Genomic DNA, 16,700 nt, shown 5'->3' with positions numbered 1-16,700 from the left:
CTTCAATGACACTTATATAACAGGAGGTGTGTGAAAGATGAAGGCAAAACAGAACTACTATATCGACATGGCGATGCTCTTTTCCTTCCTGGTTGTCACCGCGACAGGGTTCCTGAGGTGGATTTTCAAGCCCCTGGCCGATGAGGGAATATGGGCGGCCATGCTTGCGCCCGGATGCAGGCTTTTCGGCATCCTTCACCGCTGGTCCGGTCTTCTCTTCGTAGTCCTCGCATTTTATCACATCAACTGCCACTGGGAGTGGATAGTGATCATGACTGAAAAACTGAGGAAGGATTCCCGTGAGGGGGCTGCTTCCGGGGGAGAAGAGGAGAAGTGAGCAATCACGGGAGGGGATTCCTGCAGGTCCATTTAGCCCGCTTCGTCGGGAAGGCCGGGAGCTTTTTATGGGAAGTGCGGCAGGTTCTCAGCCTTTCACCGGCAGCCTCACTCCCCCGATGATGACAAAGCCATCATCCTCCCTGATGCTGCTTTCCGGGGGAGGAGGCTCCTCGTTGCGCAGCTCCTCTATCTTGTCAAACATGCTTACCGTGTCGAGGAACTGCGATATGGGAATTCTCGTGTTGTCCTTGTAAAGCCAGAGATTGGTGTTTCCGCACCGCAGGCCTTTCAGCACTGCAAGTACCCCCACTGGATAGTACCGCGTAACGGAGACTTTGTTCCCCAGTGAGTCCACATTGGCAAAATTCGTATCTGCCTGGAACGTGTACCCTTTTCCCATGAGATCCTGGATGAGGCTGATAAGCTTGAGCTCCTTCTTTGAGTAGGACTCCAGGCCCTGGTTGCAATGGATCGCCTTGAGATCGGCAAGGTCATCGGAGACCGAGATTTCGGTAAAGGCCTGTTCTCTGTCTACAAACCCAATGCTCTTGTGCCCCTTCACGGCGGCTTTCAGCACGTCAAAAGGCTCGGCATATTCTGTTTTTCCCTGGTAGAGCACTGCGCAGCCATATCCCTGATCCTTCATGAAATTTATGGACTCAACAATGTCCTTTTCCCCCTTCGGGAGCGCCTGCAGGTCACCGGTAAAGTAGATTGCTTTGAGCCTCTGGAAATCCCTGGGATCGTCCAGCACGCTCTCATTCCCGCCCTTATGTCTTACGAAAGCCTTCCCCAGCTCTCCTTTCATTCCCTTGAGTACGGTCAGTTCTGAGCCGTCATAGTAGCCCTTGAAGCTCATCCCCTTCTGTCCCAGCTCCCTCATCTGGGAGATGAGGCGCTGCTCATCTTTAGGCAGGAGCGAGAGGGCCCACTTTCGAATCGCCATATCTCTCCACGAAGGTCGCTCCTTCTTTCAGCATGCCGGAGATAATGGGAAGGGCTTTCTGCTCATCAGGAGAGAGCTCAGTGGCTTTCATCGCCCCTGAGAGCACGCAGGCTCTCTTGAAATCGCCCAGGGACTCAATCTGAAAGAACTTTTCCCCATCCTTGAAGTGCAGGTCCGACTGAGGATCGCGGTCTCTGGTGAGCCTCACTGCATTGGAATAGGCGTACAAAGGATTTCCTTCCTTGTACTGGAAACACTGCGCAAGATAGCGGTCATAGAAAGTATTCCCCGAGTCATATACCTTCCGAATGGCTTCTGCCGTATCAGGATTTTTCAGGGACCCGGGCTCGCTGCCGCAGTAATAGTATGAGAGAAGCTGGATGTCTTCCCCGCTCCAGGGGAGCTCGACCGCCTGATCTCCTCTCTTTGCGGTGATCCCCCCGAGGACCGTCTTGTCGCCTTCTCCGTAGCGTCTGTATACCTTATCGAAAGAAATCCGCCTTCCCGGCATCATTGCTCCCGGCCGGCAGGATTTACATGAGACAGCATGTTGCCTGTGCCACGAATGCCCGCGCCGGGAAAAATTAAAGGCTGCCATTGGTGTGATGCTCTTGAGCATAAGTTCATGAGCCCAGGGAATGGAGTCAGGGTAACTCCCTGCAATGTGCACTGGATCACTAAGATATGATCCATCAAGAGTGCGAATGTAAGCGTGGGAGGTGGACTTCAAAGGAATGGGCAAAATACGGATTCACTTCGTGCTGGTTTTTCCAGACGCCTGAGTAAGCTTAAACGTCCGGAAAAACTCCCCAAAAAGCTTGAAACAGGGATGGATGGCTATAGGCTTAAGGATATCGGCTGGCAATGACCACCACGTGGTCTTGACAAAGTTAGCCTTCTCATGTAAGGATCGGGGGTAAACGCTCATTGTGAGGGATGTGCTGCAGGTTCAGATGTATGAATCTCCGATCTTTTTTCAGGACAGGGAAAGTCCTGTAAAACCTGTTTTGAGCTCTCTCTGGGCAGGGTCATTGAATCCCGCCCCTTGACCTTATAAGGTCATATACCTCCCTTCTGCCTTTACTGCGGGCCACGCCGAGAGGCGTCTCGCTCTGGCTGTTTCTCACGTTGATGTCGGCTCCCTTGTTGACAAGCAGCTCCGCCGCTTTGAGGCTCCCCTTTTTTGCTGCCTCGTGAAGTGGCGTATAGCCGTTATTGTTTTTCGCATTGCAGTCGGCGCCCTTTTCAATGAGCAGCTCCGCCGCTTCTTTTCTGTCTTCCAGGGCCGCCCAGTGGAGGGCCGTCCAGTCATTGCCGTCTTTCATCTTCACATCGGCGCCGTTCTCGATGAGGAGCTCCGCGATATCGCTGAAGTCTCCCTTGCAGGCAAGGATGAGGGGCGTGAATCCGTTCTGGCTGCCTTTTTCATTGACTGCGGCACCCTTGGCGATGAGAAGCGCGGCAGTCTCCTTGTGGCCCATTGTGCATGCCATATGCAGCGGGGTGAATCCATATTTCACATCCTTCTCATTCACCGCGGCACCCTTCATGATGAGGAGCTCCGCTATCTCCCTCCGGCCTGCGGCGCCTGCCACGTGGAGGGCTGTCCTGCCGTCACTGTTCTTCGCGGTGACTTCCTTGCCGGCTTTCAGGAACAGTACGACATCAGCGGTTCTCCCGTCATTGACTGCCTGGAAAAAGGCTTCATCAGCATAGGCGACATTTTTCCTTTCCAGCTCCTTGCGGGCCCGGGCGCTCTCGCTGGCGCACCCCGCAACCAGCAGCGCCACCAAGGAAATGATGAGCACCCAGAGATTCCTCATTTTCTCGAACTCCTTTCATACATGCTCTGTGGTGCGACTCCGACCGATCTTCTCCTTGCGCCCCCCTGCCACCTTGAAGATCCCTCGAGGGAGCACTCCCTTCACGGGGTTACCCCACGCTCAGAGATGCGAGGCTGAAAATCGCTTGTCGTCAGCATTTTTAAGGCAGCCCCGCTTTCCGGCGGGACTGCAGCCCCTGTTAAGGATAGGAACTTTAATCCGGCCCCCTGAGGTGATTATACCAAAAAGGTGCATTTGGGATCAATCTCATGCCAGGCAAAGCCACCACAAGCGCTCTCTTAAGGAAGGCATCTGTCATCTTCACCGGCTGGCCCGGCTTTGGGGGAGGCCGCACCTGTCTGCGGGCTGACAAAGCATTTTATCCATTGCCAGTGCAGCATTATGTGGACGAATACCAGTACCACAAAGAGCAGGGCAAGCACGAAATGGATATCACCCCAGCTGTGGCGGCCCATCCCGATGAATTGCCTTATATGCTCCCCTCCTTGACCACCGTGGAGGGCCCGTCCCTGCCCCCCGCTTCCCGGCGGCAGGATCCATTTAATTATCGCCCCGGTTCCTACCAGACCAAAGAGGATAACCAGGCTCAGGCAGTCAATCAGGAAATTCAGCGCCGTTCTTCTCATGGTTTCACTTCTTTCGTAGCTTGCAGTATATGAAGAGCCCAATGTTGATTTTGGGTTTCCCCCGATGCTCTCATAATATCATAAAGTGCACTCTCAAGACAATAATTATCTCGCCGCCGGGCATGTTGGCTGGAGGCGGCATAAGTTCTCATGAACCCTCGTTCCCTGTTCTACTCATAGGAAGCGCTTTCCGGGCTTTTTGAGAGGCGGGAGATGGCTGTCATCCCACCCATGCCGCTCCAGCCTGGTGAATCCGCTCATCCCTTGACAAAGAAGTGATATATGAGGTATTATATATGTATGTTACATATATTAAAGACACCCTTGGAGCTACGGGAAAGTTCAGGAGTTCTTCATGCCCACTGTTCGGCTTGAAACCGGCATTTCCTGTTACTATGAGGAGGCCGGCGCCGGTGTTCCCCTCATTTTCATTGCAGGAGTCGGGGCGGACCATGCCGCCTGGATTCCCCAGGTCGCTGAATTCAGCAGGTATTTCAGGGCAATCACCTTTGATAACAGGGGTATCGGCAGAAGTGATGTCCCCCTCCATAAAGATACCTATTCTGTTCATGCCATGGCGGATGATACGGCGGCCCTGATGGAAGCTCTTGGTATAGAAAAGGCTCATGTGGTAGGCCAGTCACTGGGCTCAGTCATAGCCCAGGAGCTGGTACTGCGGCACCCTGAAAGGCTCCTGACCCTGCAGCTTTCTGTCACATGGGGCCGCAGTGATGAGCGGATAAGGAATCTGAGCCGCGTGATGTGCACACTCCTCGATCAGGGACTGGTGGAAGAATACACTGCATATGTCTATTCGCTGGCATTCAGCCCCCTGCTCCTCGAAACTGTTCCAGGACTCATAGAACAGCTCAGTGATGGGAATAAAGAGAATGGCACTGGCCGTCCCACCCGGCAGGGTCTCATCGGGCAGTGGCATGCAGCATGTTCCCACAATGCCCTGGACCGCCTCGGGGATATTGATATCCCGACGCATGTCATTGCCGGAGAGGGTGATGCGCTCATTCATCCCGCCTATGCAGTGAAAGTAGCAGAGGCCATCAGGGGTTCCCGTTTTCACTTTTTCAGGGGGGAGAAGGCAAGTCACCTGCTTCATATTGAAATGGCGAGGCAATTCAATATGGTTACCCTTGAGTTTATCAGGAATCACATCGGGTTTTGAGGAGGGAGTGTCATGGGAAGTGTGCCTATTTATTTTAAGGAGGCAGAGTGAAAGTGAAAAAACGCTATTATATCAATATGGCCCAGCTCTTATCGTTTCTCACGGTCACCGCGACAGGGTTCCTGAGGTGGATTTTCAAGTCCCTGGCCGATGAGGTAATTTCATAGTCCCCGCATTCTATCACATCCACTGCCACTGGGACTGGATAGTGATCCGGGAGGATATGCCGGCCGGGCAGGGGGAATGTCTTTACTATTATCAAAGCGTCTGGCAGGAACAATTTTTTGAAACTGCTGACAGTGATGAATGGAGGTCATGATGGCATTTCACATGTGTGCCCGCTGCTTTTTCAGGGGGATCTATGACCGCAATCCCCGGTCAATCCTGGGACTTGTCTGGCGCTGGCATATTAATTTCTGCCCGGGCTGGAAATATTATATGAAGTCCCTGCCCGAAGGGGAAAAAATGGAGGTTATCGCCAGGTATGGCCTCGAGAAACAAAAAAGTGAGGAGCATTGATTCCGCTGTGAAGGAGTGAGTCAAATGGAGATACGCGAGGGCGCTGATAAAATCTGCCGAGCTCTGCTCGGTGAAAAAAACGATCCAGGCCCCCCCCGCCTCTTTTCCTCCCCTTCATCTGAAGTCTTCTTTCTGAAGCTGCAGCATCTTCTCACATTGAAAAAGGCGAAGACAATGGAGATGATGAGGCCTGACACATACGCGCACAGGGAATGCTTATCATGCTTCATCGCATGGCTTACGGCAGAAATGAGGCAATAATCAATGTATCCCGGCACTATGATGAGGAGGGGAGCGGGAGAGGCGGAACGAAGTCATGGGGTGAGCTCCGGGCAGAAAGGAAAAGCCATGATAACCATTGAGATCCCCGGGAGAGGGCTTCTTGTGATTGAGACCCTGCTCCTGGACCTGAACGGGACACTGACTGTTGACGGCATAGTCTCCCCTGAGGTCTCAGAGAGGATAGTCCTTCTCAGGCAGAAGGTGAAGATAGTGATCGCTACTGTCGATACGAGGAATAACGCATCGGCCGTTGCGGCGAATTTAGGAATAGAGCTCCGGCGCATCGCTCATTCTGGCGAGCGGGAGGGAAAGGCGGCGGTTCTCAGGGATTATGGTGCTGGCAGGACGGCAGCCATGGGGAATGGTTTCAACGACAGTTTCATGCTCAAGGAGGCAGCTCTCGGAATCTGCGTGCTCGGGCCTGAAGGCGCTTCTCCCGCTTCTATGGCGGCTTCCCATATCGTGGTTCCTTCAGCTCAGGATGGCCTCGATCTTTTACTGAAGCCGGAAAGGCTCATCGCGGGCCTGAGAGGATGAAAGAGTGGCATCAATGAAGGAAGTACAGAAGAAGGCACTGGTGACCACCATCTGCATGGTGAGGCATGGGGAGACGGACTGGAACAGGGAGAGAAAATTCCAGGGCAGAGAAGACACAGAGCTCAACGAAGCGGGCAAAAAGCAGGCATCGGAAATCGCCGCCCACCTGGCAGGGTTCAGCTGGGATGTGATCATTGCAAGCCCATTGAAGAGAGCCTTCGTAACGGCCGATATCATAAGGCTCGCGCTGGAGATCACTCCATTGCTCCCTGATGAGGCCTTCATCGAGCGGGATTTCGGGAAATCATCAGGCCTTACTCACCAGGAGCAGGAGCTTGCCTTCCCTGAGGGAAACGTTCCAGGGAAGGAAAGCGATGATGACCTTGAAAAGAGGGTACTGGAAGGACTGCGGGGTATAATGGCAGGCTACGGCGGGAAAAGAGTAGTGCTTGTCACCCACGGCGCGGTGATTAACTCGCTTCTCAAGGCAGTCTCGGCAGGAACCATCGACGTGGGGGAGACAAAAATAAAGAACGCGTGCCTTACCATAATCGAGCATGACGGCTCAGGCTGGCATGTAAAGGCTTATAACTCTGTGGAGCATCTCGCGGAGTAATAGCTGAATTTTACAGCGCGGGCCTTCTCCTGAGGGTCTCCTCCAGGGAGAGCGGTTCGTGCGGAGTTCTTCTTTCCCGGTCATATACAGTAAGCACATTGATGCCCTGGAAGGCATTTTTCAGAGCATATATCTCATCCCTTTCAAGGGGCTTCACTTTACAGGGGCGAAACGGTGTATTGATCTGAATCTCATGAGGGCCGATCTTCTTCACCACTGCTGCCATGGCCCTAACCTCACCTGCATTTTCTTCCGTCACCATGGTCTGTATGGCGAGCCGGCCCTTAAATATTTTCTTGAATTCAATGAGCCCTTCAATAATGCCCTGGAGCGTGAAGCCTTTTGACGGCCTGTTCACCTTCCCGAAAGTTTCCTCACAGGCCCCGTCAAGCTTGGCAATGACATAATCGGCAAAGGACAGTTCATCCCTCACCTCCGCCTTTGAGATCAGTGAGCTGTTGGTGAGCACAGCGACGGGCACAGGGGAGACACTCTTGATTTTTTGAATCACTTCGCCAATGTTTGCTGCAAGAGTCGGCTCTCCCATGCCGGAAAAAGTATAATAATCGGCGATGCAGTCTCTCAATGCTTCAACCTGGGCCAGCACCTCGCAGGCCGGGACAAATACCCTTCTTTCCGTCACACGGTGAGTGCTCTTTCCGAGCTGGCAATAGACGCAGTCGAAGGTGCAGCCCTTTTTCTGCGTTGAAATAAGGTCGATCCCGAGTGACCTCCCGAGGCGCCAGGAAGTAACGGGCCCGTAGACCACTGTTTTCCTGCTTTCAGAAATGCTCTTTTTCCGCATGGTCATAGTTTCAGCACTTTCTCACCTGCTTTATCACTGCTCCTTCAGGGCAGGCTTCATAGCAAGCCTGGCATCCCGTGCATTTCTCCGCGTCAAGCAGCGCCCTGCCGCCTTCCAGGATTATTGCGCCGCTCCTGCATGAGGTGAGGCAGGTTCCGCACCCGGTGCAGAGGGCGCTGTCAATAAGGAATTTAATGGAGCTATCCTGAGGTTCCGGGGCTTCAATCTCCCTGCATCGGTGCCCGGGATCCGCCTCCAGGCGCCCCTGCTCCTGGCTTTTCTTCCTGGAACCCATATACATCTGGAGCGCCTCCACCGCAATGGTCCCCACTATCCCCCAGAAGCCGAGCCTGCACCAGCCCCTTCTTTCTCCACCACCCTGAAGCATCTTAACGCTCATTTCAGCTCCCCTTTCTCATTTTTCATTGTTCCATGAAATCCCTATTTCCCGTTTTTCTTCATGGTGAGAAGCATCACTCCCTGTATTTCCTTGAAGGTGGCGCCTTCGCTTATGCTCCGCATCATCAATGCCTCGTCGGCCACTTTTATCCCCGAGAGGTAATCAAATCCATGGTCAAAGAGCACCGGCGAGAGGGGGGTTGTGGGACCCACCATGATTTTCAGCGCCTTTGGGTTTATACACTCCAGGAGCACCTCCAGAGAATGATTGATGAGCGAGGTTCCCGTGATAACCGCCACTTCCGCCTCCCTGAGAGCCCTCTTTTCATCTTCTCCCGGGAGCGGGCACTCGCCCTTGGGCTTCTGGAGTATCACCAGGTCTGCCGCAAGAGGGGCAAGCTTTGCAGTGAAGGGGAAATTACCCACTACCACAACTTTTTTGCCTTCAGAGTGATGCGCAATCGCTCTGAAGGCGTTGTCCTGCGAGCATTGAGAGACATCCACCTCGATGAGGGAGTTGAGGGCGGCCATCCCCAGGGTGGCCTCGAGGAGGTGATCCGACAGGGAATACTCGGCAAGAGCCTTTGCGCTGAGCTCTGTGAGCTTCCCGCAGTTTTTCACCATTGGCTTCTGGTGATGAGGGCAGGGAGTTATAAAGGTTGACGCCAGGCCGCACCCTCTGCTTGAAACGGCTGTCCAGTAGCAGCAGGCCCTCACGTCACGGACACGGTGGTCCCCGGCGACAGAATCAATAAGATCCTTGATTATGCGCATGCCTGTAATGCTCCTTATCAATAATTATGAGCTTTTCAGCAGTTCTCTGAAGTATCAGGGGAATATATATGTAATTTACATATAATAGTGTACCCGATCCTCTGCTTTTTGTCAAGACCGCAAATTCAGGGCATATCTCCGCGCATGTCATCCTTTTCGCCGGATTTCAATGGCGCTGAGAGAGCTTTTTATGAGGCCTGAGTCCAGGGATCGGCCTGGAGGGAGAGCATCTGAGGCATCGGCACAGGCAAGGGCATGTTTGAGCGCGTCAGGCTCATGGGAGCCTCGCTGGCGCATCAACACGTAACCGGCAAGCAGCGCGTCTTCTCCGCCCCCCCTGCAATGAGCCCCTGCATGAAGGGATCTCCCCTCCCAGCATCCATTGCGGCTCAGCACAAGAGCGCCCTCACTATCATGGGAGATAAGGAACTCGGGGCCTTCGGGGAAGCGGTAGCCCTGCGCCCATATCTCATCCAGCGAGGAGAGCGCTGCCCTCCAAAGCCCGGAGAGCCCTGCAATGGTCATTTTCACTATATGGGGACGGAGAATGCCCTTGTAGTGCAGAGCCCTTTCCAGGGGGGCTCCCGAAGCATCCAGAGCCATCATCGCGCCTCTTTCCCTGAGGCGGCCCGAAAGAAAACGGTAAAAATCGTCAGGGATCCCCGGCGCCAGGGGGCCTGCCGCCACTGCCCAGTCTCCCTCGCTGCATATATCTGAGGCTTCGCGCAGGAGGCTCTGCCAGTCGCTTTCGCTCAGGGGAGAGCCGGGAGTATCAATTTCCATCGTGTCCTCTGTGCTTTCATCGACCAGGACTAGCCTGTATCTCGTGGTGCCTGACACGGGGACGGGGTGGAAAGCGAAGGGCTCTTCCTTTGCACTCTCAATAAACTCGAGACCTGATGAGCCGCCAAAAGGGACGAGGGCCACGGTCTTCTCCCCCAGCATCTGAAGGACTCGGGAAATACCGATGCCGCTGCCTCCCGGGGTTTTTACCCCGCCACCGGCCCTGATTATTCCAGGCTGGGATAATGAAGGCGCCGCAAGTCTCCACGACAGAAAAGGGTCTGCAGTGACAGTCACAAACTTCATGGCCTTCACGATATTCCCCGGTTGAAATACCATATCCTTCGAAAATGGTCAGGAAAAAGAGCTCCGGTCTCCAGGTGTCAGCCTTCACCTGCTTCTCCCGCTGCGGGGAAATATGAAGGTGAGGTGATGCGGTGCCGTGCCCCTGATGACGAGGTTACCCTCGTGGAGGCACCGCAGGTGGTGAGCCCTGCAGAGGGTGATGAGATTGCCCTCGGTGGTGGGGCCGCCGTGGGAGCGGAACCTGATATGATGGCCGTTCAGATTGCGCCGGCACCGGCAGCCGGGAGCCTGGCACTGGTAATTATCACGGGCCAGGGTGCGGTGATGGATATCCCTTTTTTCAGGGAGGTCCCAGGCGGAGAGGAAGGCGTCAAGGAGAGCCTCGATAAAGAGGGCGAGGTCCTGCCCGCCATCGGCGGCCGCTTCCGGCCTGCAGGCTTTCCAGAGCCTCACCGCGTGATTCCAGAGGGGGATGAGGTCCCGTTTCAGGAAGAAGCGGAGAAAGGCGCCCCTCTCTAAGGGGTTTGATCCGAAGGTCCCCTCTTGTGGGGCCTCTCCCGAGAGGATGGAGAGGATCTCGGAGAGCTCGGGGTGCTCCCGGCCCCCGGTGACCTGCCAGATGACGGAGGTGAGGCCATCCTGGCGGGAGGGGCCCCCACCTTCGTATGCGAATTTTTGGACTGGAGCGTCCAAACCCTCGTCCCCACTGGGTTCCGTGACATTAGAGAGTGCAAGGGAAATCCTCTTGACGGACCTCCCCGTGACGGCCACCTCGAAAGCCTCGGGATGGATATCCCATTTTTTGTGGACAGCCCTCTTCGCGAAGCGGAGGAACCCCTCGACAGCCTGGATGAGGGTGGCCACCGGGACCTCCTGGGCGTAGGAGAGCCACGCACCCTGGACGCGGGTTCCCTCAATGAAGACTTTTGAGAGCAGGCGCGCCTGCTCGGGGGTGAGCTTCCCCACCTTGACGAGGTCGAGCATATCAGGATACTCTAAATAGCTCCTTTCTAATGAGATTAAGGAATACGCGGTGCTCCGGGAAATCCCGAGGCGCTCCCTGGTATAGTGTCCCAGGGAGAGGAAGAGCATGTCCTTGTAGAGGCCGAAATTGTTGAGGGTCCGAAGGAGGCGCCCCTGGTAGAAAGAGAGGGAGTGGCGAAGGGCTGCCATCGACCTCAGCCGTGCGAGCGTTTCAAAAGGATCGGCGGGAGAAGGCGCAGAGCCACCGGGAGCCTGGAGCTCCTTGGGAAGCTCCACCGTGACGGGCTTCCAGGGGAGGAACTCCCAGAGGTGCGACACCTCTTCGAGGTCCCTGTGGACCTGGCGGGCCAGTTCCTTTTCCCGTTCGCCGAAGGAGACCTCGTCACTGAGAGAGCCGATTACCCCCGCCATGGCGCCAAGGAGAAGCACCTTCTCCCCGATGACGTGATCGGCGCCTCTTTCCCCGGTGCCGGAAGCATCAGGGCCATCGTGAGAGTATGCCTCATCGCCGTGGGTGGCGCAGACTCCCTGGGATCCATTCCCATGCAGGCGGCAGAGAGAAGCTCCCGCGGCTTCCTGAGCCTCAGGCCCCTGTTCCTCCAGGCCCAGGCTCCCGATACCCTCAAGCGGCGACGAAGCAACGAATTCGGCAAGGAGCGCCTCCACGAACGACTCCGACTGGAGCTCCGCCTCCTCGATCCTGCGGAAGACCTCCAGCGCCCTGTCCCACTTCGCGGCAACAGGAAAAGGAACCCGCACGCTCACCGCAAGGCTCCCAATGCCCTCTTCGTCGTCATCCACGGCGACGAAGGCATTGATGCCGCACTCCACGGGGCCGCCTTCAGCATCCCCCGATGCATCTGTGCCGGCCTCCCCGGCTTTAAAACGCTTCACCTCCTCTTCCAGTGCTCTTATGGTTGAATCCATGGCCTTTGCGAGCCATTCCCCCTCGGTCTCAGGCGTCACGACCTGGAAAAGATACCGCAGGGCGCTCTTACGGAGCTGCCCCTTTTCTAGAGCCTCTCTGATGAGGGGAAGCTTCTGCAGCGCCTGGGCGTTCCGCATCAGCTCATAGCCGCTCCTGGACGAGATCCCCAGCTCCTCGCGCACAAAGTCGCCGACACGAACGTAGCCGAGCTTCTCGAGCCTCCCGTTGAGGGAGAGAAGTGCCTCCCCGATGAGGAGATCGAGCCTGACCCCGGCGGAAGAGAGGCACCAGAGGTTCCAGTCCAGGACCTCCGCCGTGAGATCCCTGAAAATGTGGCGGCAGTTCGACCGCGAGAGCACCTCGTCGGCGCCGTACGTGACCAGCGGGAGGCCGGGGATGGCCTTGAAGACCTGCCCGCCCTCCATGGTGGCCTCGTAGCCGGGATACTCGCGGATCGCGCCGGTATTCACAATGATCCTCCTTTCGTTGTGTTGTCTCCGTCAGGGGTTACATGTGTATCCCATATTTAATTATACTCCATAAGAGATGGCATGTCAAAAGGTCTGCCTGCAGAATATAAGGTGTACATTGATTTTGAGAGTCATCGCTGCATGGCATCAGGAGAGCGGGAAAGGCATGTTTTGTGTTTTTGCCGGCAAAAAGCTCCAAAATGCTCTCCTGCAAAGATATAGTGCCCTCTCCGCAAGGGTAAACCGCACCTTTGGCAAAAGAATACTTCCGAAAATAATTCTTTCGTCTCCATCGATTTTTTAAAGGGGCGATGCCACAACTCCGGTACCTGTTGAAAAACAGAGATTCTCAAAGTCCTTTTACGACGGCACGCATCAATTCTGCATATGGCAGCAATGGACAGGGCTTGAAAAGCCGTCAGCAGTTCAATACTTAATACAGGCTCAGGCACTCATGCAGGGTCAGTTATTGTGCCGGATTCTTACTTCTGCCGGGCCTTCAAAGAATTGAGGGTGCGCCCCTGATTCTTACAATCCTGCTGTTACTTGCGGGGCTGCCTTTGATGCATGAAGAGAGAAGTGCTCCCAGGAAGTAATCAAGAGGATATCGCTCCATCAATAAGGTAATAATAACCGGACTGCTGAAGCGGTGATCAGGAATCAAAAAAAATGAATGAAAACCCCAGGGAACTCGAGGAGAAGAGTGTCGGGACATTGTTCTGGAGCTATTCAATTCCGGCAATCGTCGCTACCACGGCAATTTCACTCTACAACGTCATCGACCGAATCTTCATCGGCCAGGGCGTGGGTGCACTGGCAATTTCGGGGCTGGCCCTCACTCTGCCGCTCATGAACCTTGCCATCGCCCTTGGTACCCTTGTCGGTGCCGGAGCTGCGGCGATTGTCTCCATCCGGATGGGCGAAAAGCGCCGCGAAGATGCCATATGCACTCTTGGCAACGCACTTGTATTGAACCTCATCATTGGGACACTCTTTTCGGTTCTCTCCCTCATCTTTCTCGATGAAATTCTCTTTCTTTTCGGCGCTAGCACCGCTACAATCCCTTTTGCCCGGGATTTCATGGAGATTATCCTGTGGGGAAATGTCATTACCTATATCTTTTTCGGCCTGAACAGCATCATGCGTGCCTCAGGCTACCCTGAGAAAGCGATGATCTCCATTCTGCTTACGGTATCCTTCAACGTAGTCCTCGCCCCGGTGTTCATCTTTGTCTGCAAATGGGGAATCAGGGGCGCTGCCGCCGCAACGGTGCTCTCCCAGGCTGTCGGGATGATCTGGGTCCTGGCACATTTTATCAGCAGAAAGCCTTACATCCGTTTTCGCCCCGAGGGCTTCAGGCTCTCCGCGAGCATCGTTTCCGATATCTTTGCCATCGGGATGTCCCCCTTTCTCCTTCACAGCGGTGCCTGCCTGGTTTCCATCATAATGAACCTTCAACTGGGCAGGCAGGGCGGTGACATGGCAATCGGGGCATTCGGCATTATCAACAGCATCGTGGGGCTTATCGTGATGATTGTCTTTGGCTTTACGCTGGGCATGCAGCCCATTGTGGGCTATAATTACGGGGCCGGGCTCCTGGACAGGGTGGTGCAGGCTTTTAAAATGACGGTATTGTGGGCAACGGTGATCTCCATGGCGGGCTTCCTGGTAACGGTGCTCTTTCCGGTTCAGATTGCCAGGGCTTTTACCAACGATCCGCACTTGATAAATCTTACCTCCTCGGGAATGAGGATTTTCATGATGGCGTTTCCCATCGTGGGCTTTCAGATTGTCACTTCCAACTTCTTTCAATCCATCGGAAAGGCAAAAATTGCAATAATCCTGTCGCTGTCCCGGCAGGTCATATGCCTGATCCCCTTCGTGCTCATATTCCCAATCTACTGGAGACTGAATGGAGTATGGGCTGCCTCTCCCGCCTCCGACATGGTCTCATCGCTTCTGACGGCGGGCATACTATTCTATTATTACAGGAAACTGAAGAAGAACACCCTTCACACCGTCACCGCGGGCTCAGAAGCTGGGGATCCTGCGTGACAGGGAGGGAGGAGAGAGACGCCTCCCCGGAGGAGCCTGAGAGAGAGATAAGGTGATAGGCGCCGGAGAGGCTCGAGGAGAGATCGAGCGTTGATGAGATGCGGGCCGGATCATCAGTGTAATAGACTGCATGCCTTGCGCCCTGATCATTGGCAAACTCAAAGACTCTCACGGAATCGGTATCATAATGCCTGACAAGGAAGCAGCTTTTTTCGCCTGCGAAAAGCCGCCGGTAGAGCTCGATAATTTTCAGGTCAGCCACTATCTTCCCGGTGCCGGCCGGAGGGTAGAGGAGCTCTCCGGGATGAAGCTGCTCCCAGGTTTTATAGGCATTGCTGACATCGGTGATAGTTGCATACTGTGAGGCCGAGCCGATAAAATTCGTGTTGAGCCACTCATAGAAAAGGGGGAGCGTCTCCTGGACGGGCTTCCCGTCGCTTCCAATGCACTGGCTCATTATCTGGTAAGGGTGCTCGTCTATCCCGAACACCCAGGGACGTGCAGGGAGGCCGTGATTCTGGTAATATCTCCACTCAAGGAACTCAAGGACAAAGTCGCGCTGCACATAAGGCAGGGTGCCTTGAAGCATTCCTTCAGCCCCGTGCACCTCGTTGTAGCCGAAAAGCGCCGATGAGGTGGGCACCGCGATGAAAGGCTGGGAGAGATCCTCCTTCCCCTGGATGACATCGGTCTCTGCACCCGACCTGTAGGGATGGTAGAGACGGCGCTGACCCTCGATGGTGGTGAAAAAGTTGGGATAGGAATTGCTGTTCGGAGGTGTGCCCATGGAGGATGCCATGTCGGCGCTGTGGCTCTGGCTTCCATGGAAGAGGGCGTTGTCAGTCTCCTTGAAGCCCTGCCTGGTGAAAATCTGATTTACCATGCCGATCTGGTCGGTAAAGATTTTGTCGGCAGTGGCGGCGCTGTGGCCGGGATCCTCCGTCCAGTGGTAATCCTGCCCTGTGTCAGCATCACCTTTATAATGGGAGTGCGTATGGGTGCCAAGTATGTGATACCGCCCGGGCATGAACTCGGAGAAATCGGCCTCGTGGCCGTTTTTCACCGCGAATTCAGCATAGAGACCGGTGCATTCGGCGCTTATTTTAAACTTCTGGCGCCCTGCCTGCTCCTTGAGCCAGAGAAAAGCCTGGCGGTGCGTGGCATACTCTTTCAGGCGAGCTTCCGTGGCTCCCATAGTGCCTACCGGATCCATATGGAGGTTCATGATGACCGCAATCGGGGGCTGCAGGCCTGAAACCTGTACAGGAGTCGTCGCGGGATCAGGTGTGAGGCTCACCGTTGAGCCCCCGTATGAAACGGCGCCTCCCCCCCCGCCGGAGGAGCCACCTCCGCAGCCGGCCGCCGCTAAGAGCATCATGAAAAGAATAATGAAAGAAAAAAGCCTCTTCATGGCGTATCTCCTCCTCCCCCTCCGTAGATTCTGTCCCGCCATTCCCGCGTTCTGTGAAGCGCAGCCGCCGTGTTTCCCACTATGAGGAGGTGGTCCTGATAAAAGTTCCTGTATGATAAACGCGCCCTGGGAATTTTTATTGTAAGGAATTTCAAGATATTCTGGGCAGGCGATGAAGCTTCAGTCCCTATTCACCGATAAGAAGCCTGATTCTGCCAGTCACGGCACCGAGCACGCCCTCGGGAGCCTTCTCGATGAAAGCTGCTTTCCGGTGTTTCCAGTCAAGGCTTTTCACCTGATCGGCAAGAACAACCCCTTGAGTAGTCATGAAATCAGGCAGGGTCACTTCGAAGGGATATCCCTTCACTTTGCTTGTCACAGGGCAGGCAAGGAAGAGGCCAGTTTTCCTGTTGTATTCTGAAGGCGAGACCACGAGGGCGGGCCTTTTTCCCGCCTGTTCATGGCCCTGCTTGGGAGAAAAGACCAGCGCAACGATGTCTCCCTTCTCCGGGATGAAGTCTCTTCTTTCTACCATGCCTCATTCCCCCGGGGCCGGCCTGAATCCATCTCTGTATGAAGGTTCTGTGGCGTTATCATCTGAAGCAGCTCTGAGAGTGCCGGCTTCTTTTCTTCCACGGGCCTCAGAATGAGCATCTTTTCAGAGACCTCCACTTCCACACTTGAATCATTGGTGATGCGGGACAAAGCTGCGAGCTCCCGCGGTATTCTTATCGCCAGGCTGTTTCCCCATTTTCTTACTTTCAATCTCATTTTCGAGGTGCTCCTTTATGTGTCTACATTGATTATACATTATTCGTGCGGGCTTTTCAACACTGAGCGGTGGAGAGCCCTGCATAACTCGCAATGAAAATGCCTGTGGGAGATTGTGGACACAA

18 protein-coding genes are annotated in these 16,700 nt (G+C 54.8%); 6 read left to right on the top strand and 12 right to left on the bottom strand.

Annotation, left to right across the window (positions count from 1 at the left end):
• Positions 1-37: 37 nt before the first annotated feature.
• Entirely contained in the window at positions 38-337 is a 300-nt protein-coding gene (locus RDV48_21345) for a DUF4405 domain-containing protein (protein ID MDQ7825360.1), read from the top strand.
• 87 nt (positions 338-424) lie between these two features.
• Here RDV48_21345 and RDV48_21340 read toward each other — a convergent pair whose 3' ends face one another.
• From RDV48_21340 to RDV48_21325, 4 genes are all read right to left on the bottom strand, one after another.
• Complete coding sequence (locus tag RDV48_21340) at positions 425-1,285, bottom strand: hypothetical protein (GenBank protein ID MDQ7825359.1); 861 nt, start codon at positions 1,283-1,285, stop codon at positions 425-427.
• On the bottom strand, positions 1,248-1,799 hold the full coding sequence (locus RDV48_21335) for a hypothetical protein (GenBank protein MDQ7825358.1): 552 nt from the start codon (positions 1,797-1,799) through the stop codon (positions 1,248-1,250). Before RDV48_21335 ends, RDV48_21340 begins: the two co-directional genes overlap by 38 nt.
• A gap of 514 nt (positions 1,800-2,313) precedes the next feature.
• On the bottom strand, positions 2,314-3,108 hold the full coding sequence (locus RDV48_21330) for an ankyrin repeat domain-containing protein (protein ID MDQ7825357.1): 795 nt from the start codon (positions 3,106-3,108) through the stop codon (positions 2,314-2,316).
• Positions 3,109-3,407: 299 nt separating this feature from the next.
• Positions 3,408-3,755, bottom strand: coding sequence for a DUF4405 domain-containing protein (locus RDV48_21325; GenBank protein ID MDQ7825356.1), 348 nt, complete (start codon positions 3,753-3,755; stop codon positions 3,408-3,410).
• A 355-nt stretch (positions 3,756-4,110) separates the two neighbouring features.
• Between RDV48_21325 and RDV48_21320 the strand changes: the two genes are divergently transcribed.
• The 4 genes from RDV48_21320 to RDV48_21305 all read left to right on the top strand — a co-directional run bounded on the left by RDV48_21320 (position 4,111) and on the right by RDV48_21305 (position 6,889).
• Positions 4,111-4,935 carry an alpha/beta hydrolase gene (locus RDV48_21320; protein MDQ7825355.1) on the top strand — a complete coding sequence of 275 codons (825 nt, stop codon included), beginning with the start codon at positions 4,111-4,113 and terminating at the stop codon, positions 4,933-4,935.
• A 315-nt stretch (positions 4,936-5,250) separates the two neighbouring features.
• Positions 5,251-5,454 carry a hypothetical protein gene (locus tag RDV48_21315; protein MDQ7825354.1) on the top strand — a complete coding sequence of 68 codons (204 nt, stop codon included), beginning with the start codon at positions 5,251-5,253 and terminating at the stop codon, positions 5,452-5,454.
• A 348-nt stretch (positions 5,455-5,802) separates the two neighbouring features.
• Positions 5,803-6,273: an HAD family hydrolase gene (locus RDV48_21310; GenBank protein ID MDQ7825353.1), complete on the top strand. Its 471-nt coding sequence runs from the start codon at positions 5,803-5,805 to the stop codon at positions 6,271-6,273.
• A 13-nt stretch (positions 6,274-6,286) separates the two neighbouring features.
• Positions 6,287-6,889, top strand: coding sequence for a histidine phosphatase family protein (locus RDV48_21305; GenBank protein ID MDQ7825352.1), 603 nt, complete (start codon positions 6,287-6,289; stop codon positions 6,887-6,889).
• A 10-nt stretch (positions 6,890-6,899) separates the two neighbouring features.
• Here the strand turns inward: RDV48_21305 and RDV48_21300 are convergent, their stop codons facing one another.
• From RDV48_21300 to RDV48_21280, 5 genes are all read right to left on the bottom strand, one after another.
• On the bottom strand, positions 6,900-7,700 hold the full coding sequence (locus RDV48_21300) for a radical SAM protein (protein MDQ7825351.1): 801 nt from the start codon (positions 7,698-7,700) through the stop codon (positions 6,900-6,902).
• Positions 7,701-7,704: 4 nt separating this feature from the next.
• On the bottom strand, positions 7,705-8,094 hold the full coding sequence (locus RDV48_21295) for a 4Fe-4S binding protein (GenBank protein ID MDQ7825350.1): 390 nt from the start codon (positions 8,092-8,094) through the stop codon (positions 7,705-7,707).
• Between the two features lie 41 nt (positions 8,095-8,135).
• Positions 8,136-8,867 carry a DUF364 domain-containing protein gene (locus tag RDV48_21290; protein MDQ7825349.1) on the bottom strand — a complete coding sequence of 244 codons (732 nt, stop codon included), beginning with the start codon at positions 8,865-8,867 and terminating at the stop codon, positions 8,136-8,138.
• 147 nt (positions 8,868-9,014) lie between these two features.
• Positions 9,015-9,989, bottom strand: coding sequence for a PfkB family carbohydrate kinase (locus RDV48_21285; GenBank protein ID MDQ7825348.1), 975 nt, complete (start codon positions 9,987-9,989; stop codon positions 9,015-9,017).
• 51 nt (positions 9,990-10,040) lie between these two features.
• Complete coding sequence (locus RDV48_21280; protein ID MDQ7825347.1) at positions 10,041-12,338, bottom strand: HNH endonuclease signature motif containing protein; 2,298 nt, start codon at positions 12,336-12,338, stop codon at positions 10,041-10,043.
• Positions 12,339-13,007: 669 nt separating this feature from the next.
• On the opposite strand from RDV48_21280, the gene RDV48_21275 reads away from it, so the two are divergent.
• Entirely contained in the window at positions 13,008-14,393 is a 1,386-nt protein-coding gene (locus RDV48_21275) for an MATE family efflux transporter (GenBank protein ID MDQ7825346.1), read from the top strand.
• On the opposite strand, the gene RDV48_21270 is transcribed toward RDV48_21275, so the two are convergent.
• From RDV48_21270 to RDV48_21260, 3 genes are all read right to left on the bottom strand, one after another.
• A complete protein-coding gene (locus RDV48_21270) occupies positions 14,359-15,804 on the bottom strand; it encodes a hypothetical protein (protein MDQ7825345.1) in 1,446 nt (481 codons plus the stop codon). The two genes, RDV48_21275 and RDV48_21270, sit on opposite strands and share 35 nt — an antisense overlap.
• Before the next feature lie 187 nt (positions 15,805-15,991).
• On the bottom strand, positions 15,992-16,339 hold the full coding sequence (gene mazF / locus RDV48_21265; protein ID MDQ7825344.1) for an endoribonuclease MazF: 348 nt from the start codon (positions 16,337-16,339) through the stop codon (positions 15,992-15,994).
• Positions 16,333-16,575: an AbrB/MazE/SpoVT family DNA-binding domain-containing protein gene (locus RDV48_21260; GenBank protein MDQ7825343.1), complete on the bottom strand. Its 243-nt coding sequence runs from the start codon at positions 16,573-16,575 to the stop codon at positions 16,333-16,335. Before RDV48_21260 ends, mazF begins: the two co-directional genes overlap by 7 nt.
• Positions 16,576-16,700 lie beyond the last annotated feature (125 nt).

The sequence above is a fragment of the Candidatus Eremiobacterota bacterium genome, assembly GCA_031082125.1.
Taxonomy (GTDB): domain Bacteria; phylum Vulcanimicrobiota; class CADAWZ01; order CADAWZ01; family Ess09-12; genus Ess09-12.
This window is presented reverse-complemented; position numbering and strand designations above follow the sequence as displayed.